Consider the following 21941-nt stretch of genomic DNA (forward strand, 5'->3'; position numbering starts at 1 on the left):
CTTTGGAAAACATTAATCATTCAAAATGGTATGGAAGAGAGTTTAAATCCCAAAAAATACAAGAGTGGGAAAATCTTCTCTCTAAAAATTTGTTAGAAAATAATTATCAAACGTATTTGACTGAAAATGCAGGGATTTTTTTAAGCGATGATGATTGCCATTTAGTTATTTCTAAACTGAAACTTGGCAGTGAGTTAGAAACTGATTTTATAACTTTATCAGATGGCTTTAGTAATGGAAACATTTTTGAATTTATTGAAATCAAACAACCGTCAGCCAAATTATTTACGGAAAAGGGATTAATGACTGCGGAGTTTAATAGAGCTACACAACAAATAAGAGATTGGAAAAGATGGTTAATGGATAATCGCAATTGGATGGGGAAATATTTGCCCACTGTCAATACAAGAATATCAAACCCAACCCATTTTAAATTCAAGATAATAATAGGTAGAAGATTATCAAACCATTATGAAGTCGAAAAAAGAAATCAAATAGCCGAGGAAATTGGGGCTGAAATTAGATCCTTCGACTATTTGACAGATAAAATTAAAAGGCGAGAATTTTATCCTATTGCTTGGTTACGGGATGGAACACCTGGACATTATGAAAAGGAACTTGCAAATCCATTTTACAAAGCTTTTACAGATTCTGAATGGAAAAAATTTTGCAATAGTCAAAAGGTTGCATCATCCCATTTTTATAGTGATCATTTTGAAGAAGTTTTAAAAATGAGGGAATACAGTTCTTATTAATCTATTTAATATTATTTTTGACTTTCTGTACTGTTCCTATACTTACATTACAGATTTTCGCTGTATCTCTTATAGAATTTCCTTTTTTTAAATTCTTAACCACTTCTTTATATTTGAAAAGAAAATCTTCAATGCTTTCCGTAGAACCTTTCTCACGTCCTTTGTAGATTCCTTTAGCCTTTGCAAGTGCAATTCCCTGTCGTTGACGCTCTAAAATGGTTTCTCGTTCCATTTCGGCTATGTTAGCCATAACAGAGATAATAAGTTTGAAGGCTTGATTTTCTTTGCCTTTGATTAGGCTTTCTATTCCGAGATTATCCACTTTGAGAATAACGCTCTTTTCTTTGAAGAATTCCAGAGTTGTAAGGATGTCATAAAGGTTTCTTCCGAGCCTGTCAATTGAAGTTACCGAGATATAATTAATCTCATTACCTTCAATAGCTTTTATTAGCTCCTTTCCTTGTTCTCTATTCTTAAAAGGAGTAGAACCGCTAACAATATCAATAAAAACTTTTTCGTCTTTTGTTTGGCGTTCCTCCTGCCTTGCTGTGTTTTGCGCTCCCGTTGAAACTCTAATATATCGTGCTTTCATAATTGCAAAGTATTATAAAGCACCCTGTATTTAAGCAAGGTGCAAAGGTAAATATTGTAGTTAGTTTCGGAAATAATATCCATTAGAACTCATATAATCATACATCAAATGTCTGGCGGTTGCTTCCCAATCAATGTAAATGTAAGATGGTAGGTTTTCGAGAATTGAGCCATCCTGTTCTAAAGTAGTCTGCGCAAAATCTTCATCCGAACTGTACTCGCCATAATATGAATCCGAAAGGTTATCCAATAGGTCGCTTATGTCCTCATGATAATAACTCATGCACTCTGCATAGGCTTCTATAACCTCGAAATCATAATCTGAATTATTAATTTGCTCGGCTATCTCATAAATGTTTGCTGAAAGATGGCATTCACTGATTAGTTTTTGTTTGATGAAGAACTGATTACATTTATAATCCTGAAACATAAACTCTGGTTCGTCTTCATCTTGGTGTAGTTCCCGCATAGTTTCTAAAAGCTCGTCATAATTTGAATAATCTGAAATTTCAAGCCATGAACCTTGTAGGCTTCCATTATTGTACTTTGCGTACGTTCCGACATAGATACTGAAAGTATCAAGACAATTTGTTAACTTTGCCATTGTAAGTAAGTTTTAATTAGCGTTAGAATTTTTTACACTTCCCCGCTCAATATTGGTAGTATTGACGGGGTTTTTTGTTGGTTTTTATTACTCGAAAACTATGCCAAATGTTATAAAAATAGGGTGATATTCAATGAAATAGCAAAAGTGTTTTGAATCCGTAGAAAATTCTTTAGACCCTGTTCTAACTTTGGATTACAGTCTAAAAATATTCAAAAAAATGTCTAGGTTTTTAGGCTTCCCCGAAAACATTTGACTAGTTTTCAAGTGGTGGGGGTACTACCAAAAACTTGTCCTATGGTGGGGTACTTTTGTATAGATACCTCCTCTATTAACATATATATTCCAGATATGGTTAAAGCATACAAAAATTTTATATTTTTACACAATAGTTAAAGCAATGAAAGTAAAATTAGGTCAAGCAGTCAAAATGTTTTTTGGAAATTCATCTTTAGAGATGATTTACTTTGAGGCAATAAGCAATGCCTTAGATGCTGACGCGACTGAAATTGAAATTGAAATTTCAATAGAAGCAATCAACAGACCTGAAACTTTAGAAATAAAAATTTGTGATAATGGACTAGGCTTTGATGATTTCAGATACAAAAAGTTCTCAAACCTTTTTGATGTTGAAGAAAGTTCACATAAGGGACTAGGAAGACTTGTCTATCTTTGCTACTTTGATGAAATTCAAGTAAATAGCATTTATACACCAAATAAAGAAAGAGTTTTCACATTTTCCCAGCAATTTGAAGAAGAGAAATTCTCGATTAATAGTATTGACAAGGATTCAACAGGAACGACTTTATTAATGAAATCCTATACTCTCCAGAAAATTGCAAAATCTGAGTACTTACAGCCTAAAGAGATTAAGAATAAAATACTTGAAGAGTTCTATTCTCGCCTTTTCCAATATAAACAACAAAATAAATTAGTCACTGTAAATATTAAATCAAAAATTGGTACTAGAGAATTTAAAGAAACATTATCTAATTCTGAAATTCCTAATTTATTATTCACTGAATTAGATAGTACACTAAATCTTTATGATAGTTTACATTTATATTACTCTATTGAACCCGTAGATGTTAATGATACTTCCTTAATTTCTGCTATTTCAGTGGATAATAGAACTTTTAAAGTGGAATTAATTGCCGATGAAAATATACCAACAGGCTATAAAATGATATTCCTGCTAATCTCTGATTATTTTACAGGAAAAGTTGATGCAGCAAGACAAAATTTGACATTAACAAAAACTGAATTAAGAGAAGTACAGAAAATCTTCAGAAAAAAAGTCACATCACTAATTGAAGAGAAAATTCCAAAAATAAAAAATAACAATACTAAGATAAAAGAAGGATTAATTAATAGATACCCTCATCTTAATGGCTATTTTGATACAGACCATATTGGATATCTTAAGAGAAATGATATTTTGAAAAATGCACAAGAAGAATTCTTTAAAGCCCAAAAGGAATTATTAGATGCTAATCATTTAACTAATGAACAGTTTGAAAAATCATTGGAAATATCTGCGAGGGCACTAACTGAATATATTCTATTTCGCCAACTTACTATAAAAACACTAAAAGAGTCAACATCTGAAAATTCAGAGGCAGAATTGCATTCACTAATTGCAACAAAAGGAAAAGAAGGGAAATTTGAAAAATCTAACCTCATAAATGATATTTATAAAAATAACTCTTGGTTGCTTGATGATAAATTCATGACCTATGAGGTAACATTAAGTGATAGAGAAATGACTGAATTAGTTGAACACTTAGTTGAAGGAGAAGATATTGAAAAAGATATTGATAGACCTGATTTTGCATTTATTTTCTCTAATAATCCTAATGAAGAAAAACCTTTTGATGTTGTCATAGTAGAATTAAAGAAAAGAGGAGTCAATTTATATGAGAACTTAAAAACCGTAAATCAGCTCGAAACAAGAGCAAGGAATTTAATGAAATATTACAATAATAAGGTACAGAGAATATGGTATTATGGTATTATTGAGTTTAATGACGAAGTTGAACTTGCTCTATCAAGTGATTTTACAGAATTATATTCCACAGGTAAGCTTTATTATAATGAAAAAGATGTTGCTATTTCGATAAAGCCCAAAAGAACTGTACCTGTAGGAATGTTTATCTGGGATATTGATGCTATTGTAGAAGATGCTAATGCCAGAAATAGTACATTTTTAAATTTTATCAAAAGTAAATTTTCAAGCCAATAAAAGCATTCAAATTTGAATGCTTTTTTCATAAAGCTTGTAGCAAAATGTTACGAACTTTTTCATTTCTATCTTCTATTGAATACCAGATTTTTATTACTTTATAATTACCTAAACTTAGCTTTAAGAAAGCAAATGCTTTTACAGCAACTTCATCTAAATCAGTATAATAATCATTATAATCTAGTATATCACCAATATCTAAATCTATATCATCATATACTAAATGATTAAAATCAGACTCAACGGATTTACTTATACATAACCACAATCTTGTTTTCATAGTTTTTATGATTGAATTTATTTTTTGAGATGAATTTATGAAAAGTAGCAATTACTTATTAAATAATTTTCTCATTTTTGCAAAGTATAACTATTTAAACGGTTTAATTATTGATATAGAAAATTTATCTAAAATGCCATCGGGCTATTTTAGAAGACATCAACGATAAAAGTGAAAACTTTTTTTGCTAACGCTCAAGTAAACGGCTAATTTATTGAAAAGCACAGAAAGCAAAAACAAGTGAGCATCTTGCTATATGGCAGGTTGCTTCCTGTTTTTTGTGCTTAGGTTTTAGCCGACCTTCTTGACGAGAGCAGTGGAGTTTACCTGCTTTTTTGTTGCCAAAATTAAACAAAATTTATAAAAATATGAGCAACACAAATGACGGCGGCTGCCTACCTGTATTAGTATTTATTCTTTATGCAATCGTAATTATCGGCTCAGGAGTTCTTTCATGGAATTGGACTGAACCAGAATCTTTTCTCGGAGCAATCGGATTTATGATTGTTTGGGGAATTTTATCCTACATTGGTCACTTCATTCTGCTTGGAATAATAGCAGTAGTATCTGAAAAATAAGTACTATGAAAAAGGTCTACTTATTAATGATTTTTTGCACAATAGTTTGCTGTAAAAAAAGAGATACTGGGGATGATGTCTATACAAATACTGACACCATTAATTTTGGCAACTCCTATCAAGACGTTATAAGCGATTATAACGACTCTACAAGCAACATTCAGGATATTCCAGCAATCGAGCCAATAAAGCCAAAATATGCTATTATCTGGGCTATTATAGCCCCTAATAGTGATTCTATACTCACCAAAGAAAATATGTCTAGCTATCAAAGTATTGGAAGTGATGTCATTGAAATGATTGACGTAAGTGAAGATGCTAAGTACAGGAAAATGGATGAGTTCGAGAAAACATTATATAAGGACGGTGCTGTTCCTACAGGAATGAATATCAGACAGAGAAAAATTCTTGTTTTCGACAGCTACGCCGAAGCTTCAAAACAGAGAGAAGAATTTATCAAATAAGACAATTATTAACAATCAAAAATAATTACAATGAAAAAATTAATTTTTACCTTAATGGTCGTATTACCAACGCTTTATTTTGCACAAGAAGAAAAACCAAAAGAATCACAAATCGCTAAAGAATGTGATTTACCAAAAGATTTCAAAGAGCCAATCAAAAATAACAGATTAAAGAAATTTGTTGCCATTGACAACGGAGTTGACGAAAAAGAGGTAGCCATAATCAGAGCGCAAAATGGATTCGGAAGTGGGATTTTTACAGCCTGTGTCAAGGGGCAACCAATCCAATATCAAAAAATGGGAACTGTGTTTATGCGCGAAGGGAAAAATCCTTTTAACAACGCAAAATGATATTGCAGTTTCAGAGAGCGTGTATTACACCATTTGAATTTAAACCATACAGCATTTGGGATGATGTATCACTTATTTTGATACTGTCAGTATATCTCTTTTTGTATGTCGGAGGTGCTTATTTCCTCATACGAGGTTTGAAACTCACAATCAATGCACTGAAAAAGTATTTCAAAAAAGAAAAATGTTAAATGCTTCAAAACCTGTTTATAACAGGTTTTTTCATTTTATTTTATACAAATACCGTAAAAATACCTAGTAAAAAAATAGAAGTTTTATTTAATTTAGAAAACTTTATCAAAAAAATAACCCTGAATGAGAAAAAATTTTAAAAAAGCATTGTTAAATATCATTAAACATGGAGATACAGATATATTTCCTTTCCCTTTTGAAAGATATCTTTTTGAAGACATGCTGGAACAATGTTTAGATATCCTAGAGGATTACCATAAAAATTTTGAACAATCTTTATCACTTTCTCCTCCTATTAATCTCGAAACACTTAGTCAAGTAGGATATTATGGATTTCGACAAGCAACATTAATTGAACCTTTTTGGAACGCATATTATTTGGGAATAGTAATATCTCTAGCTGAAAAAATTGAAAATAAAAGAATTAAAGAGGCAGATAAAAATGTTTTTTCTTACAGGTACGAATGGAATGCAAAAAAAAGTTCATTATTTAAAGACGCAAATTGGATAGACTATAAAAAACAATGTGTAGAATACTCCAAACAGTTTGATTATGTTTTACAAACTGATATATCTAATTTTTACCCAAGAGTAAATCATCATAAGCTTGAAAATGCTTTAAAAAAAATTGATACTACAGATATTCCAAAAAGGATACTGAAGTTATTAAGCATCTTTTCTGGAACTATATCATACGGATTACCCGTTGGCGGACCCGCATCAAGAATTTTAGCTGAATTAGCTTTAAACAATACAGATCTTAACTTGAAAGCGAAGGGTATTGTTTTTTGTAGATATGTTGATGACTACACAATCTTTTGTAATAGTGAATCCGAAGCATATAAAACTTTAATTCTTTTGTCCGAAAAATTATCAAATGCTCAACTTAGCCTACAAAAGGATAAAACAAAAATTATGTCTTCGGAGGAATTTAGAGAAATTCACTATTTCTTAGATCCAATATCTGATGAAATAGATAATCCTGAAGAAGAACAAAAACTATTAAACATTTCTATTAGATTTGATCCTTATTCGGCTACGGCTGATGAGGATTATGAAACTATTAAACATTCAATCCGTCAAATAGATATTATTGGAATATTATCTCGAGAAGTAAACAAAACCAGAATTGACCAAACAGTTACCAAGCAAGCGATAAATTCAATAAAAGCTTTGACAGAAGAAAACCAAGTAAATGCAGTAAAAATTTTACTAGACAGCAATAATTTATTAAATCTATCTCCTGTTTTTACAACTATAATCAGAGCAGTCAGGAGTGTTTATGATGACTTAGTTGATGCTGGAAAGAATTTTGTTGATAGTGCTTTATTAGAGCTATTTGCTGAAGAAAATTATTTAACTAAGATTGAAATAAATCTAAATTATATTGTTCAAATACTTTCATTAAGACATTCTCCTGCTAAAGAAACCATCTTTATTAACCTTTTTGAAACAGTAACCAATCACTTATTAAAAAGACAAATAATTGTAGCAATGACAAATTGGGATTGTGATTTTTGGCTTGGAGATATAAAAAGTCAATTCACGACTCTTACAATGTGGGAAAGAAGATCAATTTTATATTCATCTTATTATCTAGGAGATGAAGGCAAACATTGGAGAGACCATAATAAAAATTTATTTAGTAAAGAAGAGGTATTAATGAGAGATTGGTTTGCAGATAGAAAACAATTAACAAAACCTGTTTTAGTATGATAAATGAAAGAGATATTGCAGAAAAATTTTCACCTATTTGGAAACAAAGTTTTCCATTTTTGACTCCTAACTTCATAAGAATGGTAAATGGTACTCAGCTTACTGAAGTAAACAGAATATCTATCCCTTCACTTCAAAAAGCTCGCTATGATATTGTTTCTGAGATTGCATTTACTTTATCCGAACAAGTGATTACAACGAAGCAAAAACTTAAAACTGTTTTATCAGACAATAAAACTTTATTAAATACAACAAAGGAAGTTGCAAGTAAAATCTGGAAAAATGGAAATTATAAAGAGGAAGATCTTATTTTAACCAAAGTTGAAATTAATGAAATTGAAAAAATATCAAATAATACTTTAGAGTTTATAAATAAGCAAAACTCAGAAAATATAATTTTTAGACCAACATTAAAAGGATATGGATTTATTCCCAACTTAGAAGCTGATTTATTAATAGATAATACTATTGTTGAGATTAAAACAGTCAATAGAAATTTTAAGAATAGTGATCTAAAGCAATTACTTATATATTTCGCTTTAAAACAGATGTCTGATAAAACAAATTGGGAATTTGGACAACTTTACAATCCAAGAAGTGGATTAGCTTTTAAATTTGAACTTAATGAACTTATTTCTAAAATATCTGGTGGGAAGTCACAAAGTGAAGCATTTGAAAGTCTTCTAAATGGACTAGTAAGGGAGGTACAAATAGATAGTAAATTTTAAAAATTTTAATATGGAAATACAAAAGACAATTCATAATGTAAATTATAATTTCTATATATCATTTGATGTAAAAGATCATCAATATGTCATTGGAAATATTGAGGTAAATAAAAATGTAGAAAACTTTAGGAGACTAGAAAATAGTTCTGAAATTTTAAAAAGCATTTTACATAAAGCGTTGCACGAAAATTTTCAAGCACGATTCTATATCAAAACATCTAATATAGATACAGGAGAGCAATTCATTGGGCTATTTCAAAAAATTATTTCCAGTGGAGAAAATTCCATTGAGATACCTGTAAAATTAGAGACATCAAATACAGTAATTAATGTTAAACTGCAATTATTAGAAGACTTTATAGAATGTACAAAATTAGAAAAGTCACCTTTCAATCATGTGCAAAATTTCTATACTAACTCTTCGGAGTCTTTAGCTTTTTTTGAGAAGATAGTTATTAAGGCGGATATTACGGAAGATCAAAGATTGCCAATAGTAACAAATTACCTTGAAGATTCTTATAAAACAATTGAAAAAGCAATTAATAAGTTCCTTGAAAATTATGATAGTTATAATTCATATCAGATAATAGAAACTTTAACTTGCAATAAATTCGAGCAACAAGTGAAATTTATTGTTATGCCGAGAGAAGCAGAATAAGATTTTAAAAGAGATGTACAATAACAATTTAAATAGTAAATTAACAGAAGATGAAGTCATTCTAATCTTATCTGAACAACTGAAAAATGATGGATGGCAAATAATAAATCAATGCTTCGGACAGTCAAAAGGAAATGATATAGAAGCGGTAAAAGATGGCAAAACACTTATTGTGGAAGCGAAAGGAGCTAAATCAAACGATTACTCACCAACTAAAAAAAGAGATTTTTTTGATAGTGGTCAAATTAAATCTCATTTTGGAAGAGCTTTAGTAAAAATTATGTCTGATATAGAAAAAAATCCTGATAATCTTTATGCTATTGCACACCCTGATGATGAATTAATTAAAAAAACTATTGAAAAAATCATTCCTCAACTTGAAAAACTTAATATTAAGCATTATTGGGTAAAGAAATTATAAGAAAACAGAACTAATTGGAATGGAATCTACATTACATAAAGAAAATCAGAAATTGGAAAGTATCAAATTGCTTTTTAAATCCGTAGAAAATATTAGAATCCCTGCTTATCAACGTGCTTATAGCTGGGAAAATAAACAATGTTCTCAATTTTTAGAAGATTTGTTAGAACAAAAAGGAAAACGTTACTATTTGGGGCAACTACTTTTTGAAAAATCTGATTCAACATTTTTCATCATCGATGGACAACAAAGACTCACAACAACAATTTTATTTCTTTCTGCGATTGTCAAAATAAAAGAAGCTAAAGGACAAGATGCAAACGAAATTAGAAGTACATATTTAACCGATGTATTTAGAACAATTAAGGATGATCATCAAATTTTTAAAAAAATTTCACAAAAACATTTAATTTCAATTATTGATGATACAGAGACAATTTCACAGAAACGAATAATCGAAGCATTTAATTTTTTTGAGATCGAATTGAATAAGCTTGATAATGAAATCATTGATATTGTTCAAGAAACATTGGAGAACGCAATAATTAGTACCTTTTACATTTCAAATAAAGTTGAAGCTACTCAGGTTTTTGAATATCAAAATAACCGAGGTAAAGAACTTTCAAGATTTGAGGTAATTAAGGCATATCTAATGCATCAAATTTATATTCAGAGTAAAGATAGTAATCAAGCAAATAACGATATTTCTGATGTTCAGGATGATATTTCAGTAACTTATCGTAATATTGAAGCTGTTGAGGGATATTTTACTGAGAATGAACTTTTAGATAATTACTGCAATTTGTTTTTTAATATTAACGGAAATATTGAAGCAATAAAGGAAAAATTGAACAATACCGAAGATAAAATAAAATGGATAAAATTATTTTTCGAAAACTTTGTTGAATTAACCCATAGTGCAAAAACCGTTGTAAATAATAGAGGGCAATCAGAGATTTCAAATTTATTCTTCGTTGGCAATGAAGTTAATTGGAAATTAGTATTACTTGTTTTGTTCAATCGAGGTGAAAATAAAGGAGAGATCTATACCAAAATTCTAAAGCTATTAGAAATTCTTTCTTTCAAGCTAAAATTAGGCGATTACAGGACAGACTATTTGCATAACTATGCAAAACAGTACTTTAATTTTGAACAGGCATACAATATAAATGATTTATATGAGGATATAAAAAATGCGACTATAACTGGATTTAAATGGTACTGGAATGATAATGATCATTTTGAAAATATTATTATAAATTATTTTGATAATGAAAAATGGCACTATAATCGAAATACTATAAAATTTGTTTTATGGCAGTATGAAAATCATCTAAGAAAAATAAATCTCTCAGGTATATTGCTTGATAAAGAACTTTATGATAATTATACAATTGAACATATAAAACCTCAAAATCCAGAGGATGAAGAATACTCTGAAGAATTTAAATCCAAATATTTACACATCGTAGGAAATTTAGCACTTTTAACAAAAAATCAAAATAGTAAATTCAGTAATAAATCATTTGATAAAAAAAGTGAACTTTTTCAAGATACAGCACTTTCAAGCTATACAGAAATTAGAGAAAAATATATCTGGACAGAAAAAGAAATTACCGAACGACATAAATCAATTACTGATTTTGCAAAGAGATACTTTAATACTTCAAACTTATAAATCATTTTTAAACCTTTTTATTTGATAATTTAAATACAGTTTTGATAAAAGTAGGCTTGTTTCTAAGTCTACTTTTATTATTTATTCGATGTTAAAAATTAATTTTAAAAATCATTATAAGCATACCATTCAGGGTGTAATTCAACTCTCTTAACATAGTCAACTTGATAATGATGCTTCTTCCATTTTTCCTCCTCTATTTTAGGTGTTAAGCCTGTGTACTCAAAAATGTATTTAGGCATCAAATCCTCTAAAATAAGAGCGTAATTCTCTGTTGTAGACAAAGAGTCATGAATCGAAAATAAAGGCATTTCTGGGTACTCTTTGGCAATTTTCCTTGATACAAAATCAATGATACACTCCGATTCAATATTTTGTAGCAATTTGGAAAAAACAGCATTATCATTTCCCTTAAATAACTCTATTGCATCAACCAAATTTGGAAAAGCTTCTTTAAAAATTTTGTAATTTGAATTTCTAGTTTTTATACCACTGAAAAATAAAGTGAAAATAACTCCTTTCATCAAAGCTCTAACATCATCCACTTTTTTAATCTCTGTTACTTTTTTTCGAGCGTTATATTTATTAGCAAAATAAGAACCTAAACGTTTCTTTGGTTTAATAATACTTTCCATATTTTCATAAATTTCACCATTAAGAACCCATGTTTTAAACATCTTATATTCTTCTTGAAAACTCTCTGTAGAAAGGCGTTTGCGAAGATTCTGCAACATAAAGGAATTATAAGTCTTTTTACTATATACTTTACTTAATATATAACTTATTCTATCATTGTTATTTATAATAGAATCTATTAAAAATATTAAGAAAAACGGTTGCGAATTTTTTAGATCATATCCTATGAGTTCTTGACCTTCATAAGTAATAAAAGGTTTGAATATTTTCTTCAAGTTTGTTAAAGTTGTATGCAAACGAAAATCACTTTCCTCATTTCGGGTTGCATAAAAAGCCTTATGATGCAATGCTAATATTTGATGATTCCAATGAACTTTTTTATGCGTTAAATCAAAGATTTCACCTTCATAATATGATAAATCTTTTATATAGGTTACAGCTCTTTCAAAATCTATCTCCAAACCATCATTAAACCACTTCAAAAGGTGCTTGTTATCTTCATATACTTCGGATTCCTCAATCGATCTCGCCACTATGATTGTGTTGGATTTTAAAGCTTCCATTTCAACTATTTCAGAGCCTGAATCCTCTTTTAAGGATGGTAAAATAAAATTGGCAAAACAATATTTATTTGAAGAATTTCCAGCAACGTAATTTTCAGCCTTGAAAATAACTTCTTGCTCAATAAGCCAATCTATATATTCATTATAGTCTGATTTTATACCCCTTAAAACCGTTGCATTAAGTGCAACAGGAATATTTTCAAGTGCTTTATTTTCATAGGTATTTTGACGCCTTATTATCGTTACAATGATATAATAGAAAAACTCAACTTTTAGTTTGTAGGTAAAAGTTGGGCGATAAACCTTCACGAGCGTATCAATATAGTTTTTAATTACAGAAGGAATTAACGCCAGATTTGCGATTGTAATTCTTTGTTTTTCATTTCTACTTAGCTTTCTAGTTGTTTGATTTTTATATAATATTTTTTTAGACATAATCTCAGATTTTAAATTATACAAATTGTTGGGTTTCAAAATTCTTATTTACTTCAGCTTTCATCATTGAAATTGACTTATAGTGCGTTCCTGAAGTAATTTCTTTGATTAATTCACGCTTCAAAACAAAAAACTTATTAGTAATTTTGCATTTGTAAGCAGGGATCAATCCTGAATTAATTTTTTGAACTATTACTCGCTCGTTCATATCGAGAAGTTCTGCAACATCTTTTACTGTTAAGACAGCTTTTGAGATAGCTATTTCACTCAATTTTTCTAATTCTGTTGCGTAAGCAGTTAAGTATTTAGTTACTTCTGTCTGCACCAATTTTTCGATTATAGAACCGAAATTTTCGTTATGGCTGGTTTTTGTCGTCATGATTTCTTTTGTCATGAATCGGTTACATCAATAACTTAGCGAGTATGCCAAAAACGAAAAAACTCTCACCTTACAGTAAGAGTTTTAAGTGTTTGATTTTAAGTGTATTATAATATTTGTAAAATACTATTTGATTAATCAGCTCAAATTTTATCGGAAAAAATGAAAAAAAATGAAAAAAATTTCAAGGGTGGAGTAGAGATTATGCGATAATTTTTTTCAGTAAGTCAAATGTGCTTTCAAGGTCAGTTAAAATTTTAAAATTGGTTGACTTCTTTTTGCTTTTAAGTTCTTCTCTTGAAATCTCCGAATCATTTTTAAGAATAAAATAATCAGCCAAAATTTTCCAATGTTCTCCTTCCGCATCCTGGATAATTTTATCATCTTCCATTATTTTATAAAATGTAGCTAAAGATGTAATATCTTTCTCCCAAAGGATTTTTGGTAATTCTCGTCTTTTGTTGTCAAAAAGGTCATAAACCTGTTCAAAAGTGGTTATCTTAGAAATGAATCCTTTTTCTATCAAATTTTGTTTAATGGATTCAACAATTTTTGTTCTTGCTTCCATATCCTTTAAATTCTTATAGGTTTTTCTCGGTGCAAGCTTAAACGATTGAACTTCTTTTTTAGAAGGATAAACAAGCTTTTTTAGAGCTTCAAAATTCTCAGTTGTAAGATAATCTACAAAATTGGAATAAAAGTCTCTAAATATTTCTAAATAAACCTCCTTAACAGCCATACCATATTTTGCAAAGACATTTTTCTCTTTTCTTATTGCATCATCTAAATCATAATAATCATTGAAAAGTATTTCAGTGAGCTTATTTATGTATAAGTATTTATTTTTAGATACAATATACTCATGTCGGAGCAGTTTCTGTGATTTAATTTTCTCCTCTATTAAAGCATTGTACAGTGGTTCAAAGAAAGAAACTATTTTTAATTCTCCGTTTTTATCTTCAATACGCATTTTACCTTCAACTTTATATTCAAATTCATACTCTTTAACATGGATAAAATAGTGATAGGCTATAAGGTAAAAATAATCTCCTCTCATGAAGATGTTCTTAAACATGTCAAATCTTTCTATTTTTTCTTCATCAATTTTCAATGTTCTTATTGGGAGTCTTTCTCTATCCAAAAAGAAATATCTAAGCCTGAAAAATGGATACATGCCGAAATCGGTTGCATCTGTATGACCTTCTTCATAATTTTGAAATAATGATGAAAATATAAAATCATCATCTTGAATTGGTAAAAAGTCTATCATAACCCTAAAATAATATTATTAATAGTACTTATCTTTCGTTTATCAACAATTTTTGCGTAAATCTCCGTAGTACTGACGTTTTTATGTCCCAACATTTTTGAAATTAGATAAATATCTGCTCCTGCTTCCAATTGTGCTACTGCATAAGAAGTTCTGAAATTATGAAATGTTACTTTCTTCTCAATTTCTGCTTTTAAAAGCCATTTTCGTAAATTGTCATTTAGCGAATGATAAGCAATTCTTTCGAAAACAAAGTCAGTCCTGTTTTGTTTATCTCCCATAAGATTTATCGCTTCTTGGGAGATAGGATGATATTGGAATGCTGAGGTTTTCTTCATCCTGAAATCTATAAAATCTGTATCATGTCTTCTAACAACATCACCCCATTTTAGATTTGATATATCCGAATATCTCAAACCTGTTAAAAGGGCAAAAACACAATATTTTTTTAAAACTTCATCGGGAAACTCAGTAGCAAATAGGATTTTGCACTCGTCAATTGTTAGAAAATTCTTCATCACTTCTTCCTCTTCAATCCATTCGATTCTTCCTTTGAAGTTTTCAGAAAGATAATTTTCTTCGTAAGCCATTTCCAAGACTTGAATAAATCTGATAAAATAGCTTGCCGCCGAATTCCTTTTCAATTTGTGTTTTTTACTTCTTAATTGAAAGGAATTAAGTAACTTATTTTTAAAATCTTCAATCAACACTTTATCAATATCACTAAAAAGCTTATTACCATAATATTTAGAAAAATACCCATAACTAGCACTCCATGCCCCCGCAGATTTTGTTGCATTTTCTGCTTTTTCCTTAAAATACTCTGTAAAGATTTTCTTCTTATTTTCAGTTAGTTTGAAGCTTTTTAACTCCGCTTCTGTATAAATATCTGGACTAATTACTTCCTTAAACCTCTTTGCTCTGTACAGTTCAATCATTTCATTAGTTTCCCTATTATGATGTTTCTGAGCAGGAGTTAATGTTATTTTTTTCGGATAGCCTTTTTTATCTTTAACAATTTCAATTTTTGACTGTTTCTTCCCATTTGCATCTGTATAATAAATAATTTCACTTTGAAATTCATTATAAATAAAATAACTCGTTTTTTCATACCGAGTCTTTTTTCCAGTTTTTCGATTGAAAACAGGTGGATAAAAATTTAGTGAAAGATTGCTCTTATTTCCTTTTACAAGTTTTTTTAGCACTGTTACTTTTTTACTCATTATTGAAAATTGTATTTACTAAGTTTTTGGGGACATACACATTTTTACCTTTTTGAATTTTCGGAATATTATGTTTTTTACATAAATGATAAAATGAACCTGAACTCACTTTAAATGCGTCTAAGACTTCGTTAATCGTGTAATAATTATCATCACAGAAATATGGTAAATTATATTGTTTTTCTTCTTTATTTTCGGCTTTTTGACTAAAGAGTACATCTAAGTCGATTTTCCTAATCCTAACCGATTTAAAGCCTTCTAATTTGCTTAATCTGCCATCTTTTAACATTCGATAAATTGATGTTCTACTAATATTGAGTAAAAGCATAACTTCTTTGATGGATAAGTAATCTTTCTTTTGGATTTCTTCAATATCATAACCTTTAATTTGTACTTCTAAATCCTTATCACTCGCCTGAATCTTTTCATCACGCTTTCTCTTTTTGTAGAATTTCTTAGCACAGTCATCGGAACAGCATTTTGTTGTAGTCTTTTTAGCTACAAACCTATTTCCGCAGAATTGACAAATTTTATTGACTTCCATAACGCCTAAATTCTCCTCAAAAATGTTTCACATTGTTTCCCCATGTTTCCCACCGTTTCAAAATGTAACATTTTTTAACGATGAAATTACAAATTTTATTCCAAATCAAATTCATAGAAACGAAATAGAAACAAATAGAATGTATATATTCTGCAATATTAAATTTTTAAACAAAACAGAATACAAATAAAAAGCCCTTTAAATACTACATTTAAAGGGTTTTTCGTATTATTGCAATTGTAATCTATATACAATCTAAAACATGGTCTACTTTCCGATACAAAACTTAGAAAAAATATTCCCCAAAACCTCATCATTAGTCACCTCACCTGAAATTTCACCAAGATGTTCCAATGCATTTCTTAATTCATAGGCTAACAATTCTGTGGAAATCTGGAAAGTAATAGCTTCTTTTACTTTATGAGTTGCTTCCAAAGATTTCCGGAGAGCTTCAAAGTGTCTTTGATTGGTAATCACCACATTATTTTCCTGGGACTTTAACTGTTCTACATAAGAAGACAGTTCGTTTTTAAGATCCTGGATGTTTTGGTTTTCTACGGCAGATATTCTGATAAAATCAAAATCCTGGGCAATTTCATTTCTGAAAATGTCTTCTACTGCCTCATATTTCGGAGGAAGTACTTCATCAATTTTTGTAGCACAGATAATCAGTTTAAGGTCATCTCTCTGAAGGGATCTGATCATTTCAATATCTTCCGAATAATCTTCTGTGGCAGCATCTGCCAGATATACAAGAATATTGGCATTTTCTACTTTTTCTTTTGCTTTTTTTACCCCGATAGCTTCAATTTCATCTGCTGTTTCACGAAGTCCGGCAGTATCAATTAAACGGAATGCATGACCTTTGATGTGCAGCACTTCTTCAATGGTATCTCTCGTAGTTCCTGCAATGTTACTAACGATTGCTCTTTCTTCCTTTAATAGGGCATTCAATAAGGTAGATTTCCCGGCATTCGGTTTTCCGATGATGGCAACAGCAGTTCCATTTTTGATAGCATTTCCGTATTGGAAGCTATCTATAAGTGAATCCAGTTTCAATTCTATCTTATCTAACAGGCCGTTAAGAGCTGATCTGTCTGCAAACTCCACATCTTCTTCCGCAAAATCCAGTTCAAGTTCGATCAGGGAAACAAAATTCAGAAGATCTGTTCTCAATATTGATATTTCATTGGTAATTCCCCCTTTAAGCTGATTAATGGCTACTTTTCTGGATGCTTCATTTTCAGAAGCGATGACATCTGCAATGGCTTCTGCCTGTGAAAGATCTATTCTTCCGTTGATAAATGCACGAAGGGTAAATTCCCCTGCTTTAGCCATTCTTGCCCCGTTTTTAATCAGAGTCTCCAGAATTCGTTTTCCGATATGCGGTGAGCCGTGAAAAGCAATTTCCACAGAGTTTTCTGTAGTAAAGCTTTTCGGAGCAAGGAAGATAGAAAGCATCACTTCATCAACAGCTTCTTCGTCATCCATAAAATAACCGTAATGGATGGTATGGGATTTTTGCTTTTCCAGCTTCTTAGACGGAAAACTTTTCTGAACTACAGGTAAAGCATCATCTCCTGAAACTCTTATAATCCCTAAAGCTCCTACTCCGTTGGCTGTTGCCAGTGCACAAATCGTATCGTTATTCATGATGCAAATTTACGTATTTTCAGGCTAATTCCTGAAGCCGTCTTTTATACAGATTGTCTATAACTCTGATTCAATCTTTTGGTTTTGCATACATCATAAAAACATAAAATCTTGCCCGTAATAACAATTTATTTCTGCTTTCTTCCCAGTTCTCCTACTTTCTGAAGCCATTTTGCACGCTGTATTTCCGTAGAATTTCTGATAATGCCTATATAAGTAGTTTTCACCGGTTTTATACCACAAAATCCCAGGGTTGATCTTTTCAGCTGATTAACGCTTGGCCTCCCATAAATAAACCAATAATACCATCCCGGCTGATCAAGCGTTGTAATGATGTGGCCTGTTTTTCCTTTCAACAGTTTATCCCACCAAACCGAATTTTCCCTGTACTGATAAGCGAACCCAGGAAGAAAAAGCCGATCAATAAAACCTTTCATCAGTGCAGGCATACCGCCCCACCACACAGGATGAATCCATACCAGATGATCTGCCCACTGTATGATTTCCCAGGCATTCAGCAGATCTGGCTCCAATTCCATTCTTTTTTGGTATCCAAAATGCAGAATGGGATCAAATTTAAGTTCAGCTATTATAATTTCTTTTACTTCAGCTCCCGATTTTTCTGCCTCTTTTTTGTAAGACTCTGTAATTCCGAAATTAAAGGAATTTTTATTGGGATGTCCGTTGATAATGGCTATTTTTTTCATCCTGTTCATTTTAATAGATTCTTTAGTGTAATCCATCTATTCACAAAATTACAAAACTGCCGCGTACCGTTATAAGACAAATGCCCAAAACCTTTGTACTTTTTAAAAATGCCAGATTCTCTATAGTACACCTTCAGCAAAGTTAAACAAATACAAAAACCAATGCAGGTATTTAAAACTTCCCTGATCCTATTTTAAAGCTATTAGGATTCTTTAACTGATACAACTTTTCACTGGTGACAAAAAATAAAACCATTCCGGAACGAAATGGTTTTACCTGCTTTGAATTTACTAAGTGTATATGAAGATATGAATGATGTACTTTTGCTGATACAAAGATAGGCAGTCGCACATGATATCCTGTCAGGGGAATCCCTAGAATTATATCCGTAAAAATACGGTTGTATGTATAAAAAAGCCCTGCAGATCTCTCCACAGGGCTCCAAAATTATCTAACAATTATTAATGTTCAGTATTTTGAGTTGAAGATGTAAGTCCAGCGTTTATATCCAAAATAATTATTGACAATTGCCCTATACATCATTCAATGTATCCTTTAAAATGGACTTACCAATTCAAGGAACCATGCTTTAACATCTCCTTCAAGGTACGGGCCTATCTTTTGTTCGCATGTTCTGTGGTAATCATTCAGCCACTGAATCTCTTCTTTTGAAAGAATTTCTTTTACGATAGTATCTTTAAAGAACGGGCAGAATGTAAGTGTCTCGAATTCATAGAAGGTTCCGTGAATTGTTTTTTCCGCTTCTTTTACGGCAATCAGGTTTTCGTGACGGATTCCGTATTCTCCTTCCAGATAATATCCCGGCTCATTGGAACATACCATTCCCGGCAGAAGGTCCTGGGGATTCATATCTTTTCTGATATTCTGAGGTCCTTCATGAACATTCATAAAACTTCCTACACCATGACCTGTCCCGTGGTTGAAATCTTTGCCTTCCATCCATAAAGGAAGTCTTGCAATAGCATCAAGGTGAACACCTTTTGTCCCTTTCGGGAATTTTACCATTGACAAACGGATCATTCCCTGAAGCACCAACGTTGAATTTCTTTTGAATTCATCAGAAACAGCTCCCAGAGCAAAGGTTCTTGTAATATCAGTTGTTCCTTCCAGATACTGTCCTCCTGAATCCACAAGGATACTGGCATCGTTCGTAACCTCTTTGCTGCCTTCACTTTTTGCGGAATAATGCATGATAGCACCGTTATCCTTATATCCTATAATGCTTCCAAAGCTTTCTCCTACAAAGTTTTCTCCTTCTGCACGGAAGCTTCTCAGTTTTTCACCGATAGAATATTCATTCATGGTTTCTTTTCCTGCGTTATGAATAAGCCAGTAAAGGAATTTCACCATGGCAACGCCATCTCTTACCATTACTGTCCTGAATCCTTCCAGCTCAGCTTCATTTTTCTGGGCTTTCATTAGATTACCGGGAACCGGCGCCTTTATAAACTGATTGTTTTCTTTTAACGTTTCAAAAATCATCTGGTTAGTGTTCGGGGAAACCAGAACTTTTTCGTTTTTGAATATTTTCAGATAGCTGTAAAATTCTTCGTAAGGCATCATTTTCACAAAAGAATCGTCCATCTGCTTTCTGGCACCTACTTCCAGCTTTTCAAGGCCGGTAAAAAGTACTGCATCATTTTTGGTGATGACGATGTATCCTAAAAATACAGGATTGCTTTGTACATCACTTCCTCTTAAATTCAGTGTCCATGCTACGTCATCAAGACTGGAAACAATATGAACGGTAGCTTCCTGCTCTTCCATTTTCTGACGGATTGCTCCCAGTTTATCCGCAACTGATTTTCCGGCTCTTTCTACAGGATGCACGAAAACCGGATTTTTAGAAGGAGTACCTCTGTCTTTCCATATCTCTTTTAATAATGGAAGGTCTGCCAGAGTTATATTTTTCGACTGCAGCTTTTGCGACAGCAGTTCCCAATTGGTATTTGAAGTGGCAACAGCATTAACAGCCACTTTTCCTCCGGCAGGAATTTCTGAAATAATCCAGTCTATATAATTGGGTGTGCCTTCCATTCCGTCTTTGAAAAGATCTATTCCTGAGCCTTCCAGCTCTATAGCAGCCTGGGTAAAATATCTTCCGTCCGTCCACAGACCTGCTTTGTCTTTTGTAATTACCACAAAACCTGCAGATCCCAGAAACCCGGAAAGCCATGCTCTCTCCTGCCATTCTTCCGGCAAATACTCACTCATATGCGGGTCTGCAGAATATATTATAAATGCATCAACATTATTTTTCTGCATTTCTTCACGAAGCGCAGCCACTTTGTCCTTTGAAGTCATTCTTTTCTTTTTTAAACACCGAAAGTTACGAAAAAATTGAGGTTTGGAAATGAAATCCACAGCCTATTTTAGTTAATGATTTGTTATTTTTTCTTTACAAGTAAATTCTGCCTGCAAGTTGATTTTTCAGATTGAAACCATGTTTATGAACAGAGATGGCTTTTTTATTTCGTTAGTCTTAATAATTACTCTATGATTTACCAAAAATAATCAACAATATTAATTACAGCATACATTTAAATACCACAAAAACAATATTATTATTAAATACACAAAGTTTTGGAAAGATTATTGCTACTATTCTTCGTATGAAAGCACAGAATTATAAAAACCACAGAAAATTTTACCCCCCTCATCATTTCATTTACCTCCCGATATTAATATTACTAGAAATTTATGGGATTTATAAGATATGGGATGATACGGAACATCAATTAACCTGGATATTGTTTTCTATTGTAATATTCCTGCTTTTCTATCTTGCTTTTATGACAAGGCAGCATTATGCGCTGGGACTCCAGAACCGTATAATAAAGCTTGAATTTAAACAGAGATATTTTGAAATTTCCGGACAGAGATCTGATGAAATTACTGATAAGTTAAGATTTGACCAGATTGCAGCTTTAAGATTTGCTTATGACGATGAATTCAAAGAGCTTTTATACAGGGCAATTCACGAGAATATTTCAGGAGATGAGATTAAGCGTTCTATCAAAAACTGGAGAGCAGACCAGGAAAGAGTCTAAAATAACACCCAAAATATGTATACCATGAGAAAATTGACCTTATACAGTATAACCATATTCACTTTGTTAACCTTAACAAGCTGTGAAGCAGTAGAAACTATTTTTAAGGCTGGAATGTGGTGGGGAATTATCCTGGTCGTTGCAGTTGTAGTCATCCTTTTTCTGATCTTTTCGAGGGGTAAAAACTCTTAACCATTCTTT

At 31.3% G+C, this 21941-nt stretch carries 23 protein-coding genes; 12 read left to right on the forward strand and 11 right to left on the reverse strand.

Features of this window, described 5'->3' with window-relative positions:
* Positions 1-2: 2 nt before the first annotated feature.
* Positions 3-755, forward strand: a complete 753-nt coding sequence (locus tag HNP36_RS08230; RefSeq protein ID WP_184158582.1) for a Shedu anti-phage system protein SduA domain-containing protein — start codon at positions 3-5, stop codon at positions 753-755.
* 1 nt (position 756) lies between these two features.
* Here HNP36_RS08230 and HNP36_RS08235 read toward each other — a convergent pair whose 3' ends face one another.
* Together HNP36_RS08235 and HNP36_RS08240 are read right to left on the reverse strand one after the other, a co-directional pair.
* On the reverse strand, positions 757-1347 hold the full coding sequence (locus HNP36_RS08235; protein WP_184158580.1) for a recombinase family protein: 591 nt from the start codon (positions 1345-1347) through the stop codon (positions 757-759).
* A 60-nt stretch (positions 1348-1407) separates the two neighbouring features.
* On the reverse strand, positions 1408-1950 hold the full coding sequence (locus tag HNP36_RS08240) for an antirestriction protein ArdA (RefSeq protein ID WP_184158578.1): 543 nt from the start codon (positions 1948-1950) through the stop codon (positions 1408-1410).
* Positions 1951-2350: 400 nt separating this feature from the next.
* Here HNP36_RS08240 and HNP36_RS08245 point away from each other — a divergent pair, with 400 nt between their 5' ends.
* On the forward strand, positions 2351-4192 hold the full coding sequence (locus tag HNP36_RS08245) for an ATP-binding protein (RefSeq protein WP_121489246.1): 1842 nt from the start codon (positions 2351-2353) through the stop codon (positions 4190-4192).
* 25 nt (positions 4193-4217) lie between these two features.
* Here HNP36_RS08245 and HNP36_RS08250 read toward each other — a convergent pair whose 3' ends face one another.
* Positions 4218-4472, reverse strand: a complete 255-nt coding sequence (locus HNP36_RS08250) for a hypothetical protein (RefSeq protein ID WP_184158576.1) — start codon at positions 4470-4472, stop codon at positions 4218-4220.
* Positions 4473-4840: 368 nt separating this feature from the next.
* Between HNP36_RS08250 and HNP36_RS08255 the strand changes: the two genes are divergently transcribed.
* The 8 genes from HNP36_RS08255 to HNP36_RS08290 all read left to right on the forward strand — a co-directional run bounded on the left by HNP36_RS08255 (position 4841) and on the right by HNP36_RS08290 (position 11258).
* On the forward strand, positions 4841-5050 hold the full coding sequence (locus tag HNP36_RS08255; RefSeq protein ID WP_184158574.1) for a hypothetical protein: 210 nt from the start codon (positions 4841-4843) through the stop codon (positions 5048-5050).
* A gap of 26 nt (positions 5051-5076) precedes the next feature.
* Positions 5077-5514 (forward strand): hypothetical protein, encoded by a 438-nt coding sequence (locus HNP36_RS08260; protein ID WP_184158572.1) that lies wholly within the window; start codon positions 5077-5079, stop codon positions 5512-5514.
* A 30-nt stretch (positions 5515-5544) separates the two neighbouring features.
* Positions 5545-5865: a hypothetical protein gene (locus HNP36_RS08265; protein WP_184158570.1), complete on the forward strand. Its 321-nt coding sequence runs from the start codon at positions 5545-5547 to the stop codon at positions 5863-5865.
* Positions 5866-6180: 315 nt separating this feature from the next.
* Positions 6181-7773 (forward strand): RNA-directed DNA polymerase, encoded by a 1593-nt coding sequence (locus HNP36_RS08270; protein WP_228456293.1) that lies wholly within the window; start codon positions 6181-6183, stop codon positions 7771-7773.
* Positions 7770-8501, forward strand: a complete 732-nt coding sequence (locus HNP36_RS08275; protein WP_184158568.1) for a hypothetical protein — start codon at positions 7770-7772, stop codon at positions 8499-8501. The genes HNP36_RS08270 and HNP36_RS08275 overlap by 4 nt, the downstream gene beginning before the upstream one ends.
* Positions 8502-8511: 10 nt before the next feature.
* On the forward strand, positions 8512-9159 hold the full coding sequence (locus HNP36_RS08280) for a hypothetical protein (RefSeq protein ID WP_184158566.1): 648 nt from the start codon (positions 8512-8514) through the stop codon (positions 9157-9159).
* A 13-nt stretch (positions 9160-9172) separates the two neighbouring features.
* Positions 9173-9580, forward strand: coding sequence for a hypothetical protein (locus HNP36_RS08285; RefSeq protein WP_184158563.1), 408 nt, complete (start codon positions 9173-9175; stop codon positions 9578-9580).
* A gap of 19 nt (positions 9581-9599) precedes the next feature.
* A complete protein-coding gene (locus HNP36_RS08290; RefSeq protein ID WP_184158561.1) occupies positions 9600-11258 on the forward strand; it encodes a DUF262 domain-containing protein in 1659 nt (552 codons plus the stop codon).
* 104 nt (positions 11259-11362) lie between these two features.
* Here HNP36_RS08290 and HNP36_RS08295 read toward each other — a convergent pair whose 3' ends face one another.
* The 8 genes from HNP36_RS08295 to HNP36_RS08330 form a co-directional block, all read right to left on the reverse strand.
* Positions 11363-12892 carry a hypothetical protein gene (locus HNP36_RS08295; protein WP_184158559.1) on the reverse strand — a complete coding sequence of 510 codons (1530 nt, stop codon included), beginning with the start codon at positions 12890-12892 and terminating at the stop codon, positions 11363-11365.
* A gap of 16 nt (positions 12893-12908) precedes the next feature.
* Positions 12909-13286, reverse strand: coding sequence for a helix-turn-helix domain-containing protein (locus HNP36_RS08300; RefSeq protein ID WP_184158557.1), 378 nt, complete (start codon positions 13284-13286; stop codon positions 12909-12911).
* A gap of 187 nt (positions 13287-13473) precedes the next feature.
* Positions 13474-14541: a hypothetical protein gene (locus HNP36_RS08305; protein ID WP_184158555.1), complete on the reverse strand. Its 1068-nt coding sequence runs from the start codon at positions 14539-14541 to the stop codon at positions 13474-13476.
* Entirely contained in the window at positions 14538-15764 is a 1227-nt protein-coding gene (locus HNP36_RS08310) for a tyrosine-type recombinase/integrase (protein ID WP_184158553.1), read from the reverse strand. Before HNP36_RS08310 ends, HNP36_RS08305 begins: the two co-directional genes overlap by 4 nt.
* Positions 15757-16308, reverse strand: coding sequence for a helix-turn-helix domain-containing protein (locus HNP36_RS08315; RefSeq protein WP_184158551.1), 552 nt, complete (start codon positions 16306-16308; stop codon positions 15757-15759). Before HNP36_RS08315 ends, HNP36_RS08310 begins: the two co-directional genes overlap by 8 nt.
* 267 nt (positions 16309-16575) lie before the next feature.
* Positions 16576-17961: a tRNA uridine-5-carboxymethylaminomethyl(34) synthesis GTPase MnmE gene (mnmE, locus tag HNP36_RS08320; RefSeq protein WP_184158549.1), complete on the reverse strand. Its 1386-nt coding sequence runs from the start codon at positions 17959-17961 to the stop codon at positions 16576-16578.
* A gap of 128 nt (positions 17962-18089) precedes the next feature.
* Positions 18090-18668, reverse strand: a complete 579-nt coding sequence (locus HNP36_RS08325) for an NAD(P)H-dependent oxidoreductase (RefSeq protein ID WP_184158547.1) — start codon at positions 18666-18668, stop codon at positions 18090-18092.
* Positions 18669-19224: 556 nt separating this feature from the next.
* On the reverse strand, positions 19225-20994 hold the full coding sequence (locus HNP36_RS08330; RefSeq protein ID WP_184158545.1) for an aminopeptidase P family protein: 1770 nt from the start codon (positions 20992-20994) through the stop codon (positions 19225-19227).
* 308 nt (positions 20995-21302) lie between these two features.
* Between HNP36_RS08330 and HNP36_RS08335 the strand changes: the two genes are divergently transcribed.
* Together HNP36_RS08335 and HNP36_RS08340 are read left to right on the forward strand one after the other, a co-directional pair.
* Positions 21303-21740 (forward strand): DUF6526 family protein, encoded by a 438-nt coding sequence (locus tag HNP36_RS08335; protein ID WP_184158544.1) that lies wholly within the window; start codon positions 21303-21305, stop codon positions 21738-21740.
* A 24-nt stretch (positions 21741-21764) separates the two neighbouring features.
* Positions 21765-21932, forward strand: a complete 168-nt coding sequence (locus HNP36_RS08340) for a phosphatidate cytidylyltransferase (RefSeq protein WP_184158542.1) — start codon at positions 21765-21767, stop codon at positions 21930-21932.
* The last annotated feature ends 9 nt before the right edge of the window (positions 21933-21941 follow it).

This window comes from Chryseobacterium shigense, assembly GCF_014207845.1.
In the GTDB taxonomy this organism is placed as follows: Bacteria; Bacteroidota; Bacteroidia; order Flavobacteriales; family Weeksellaceae; genus Chryseobacterium; species Chryseobacterium shigense_A.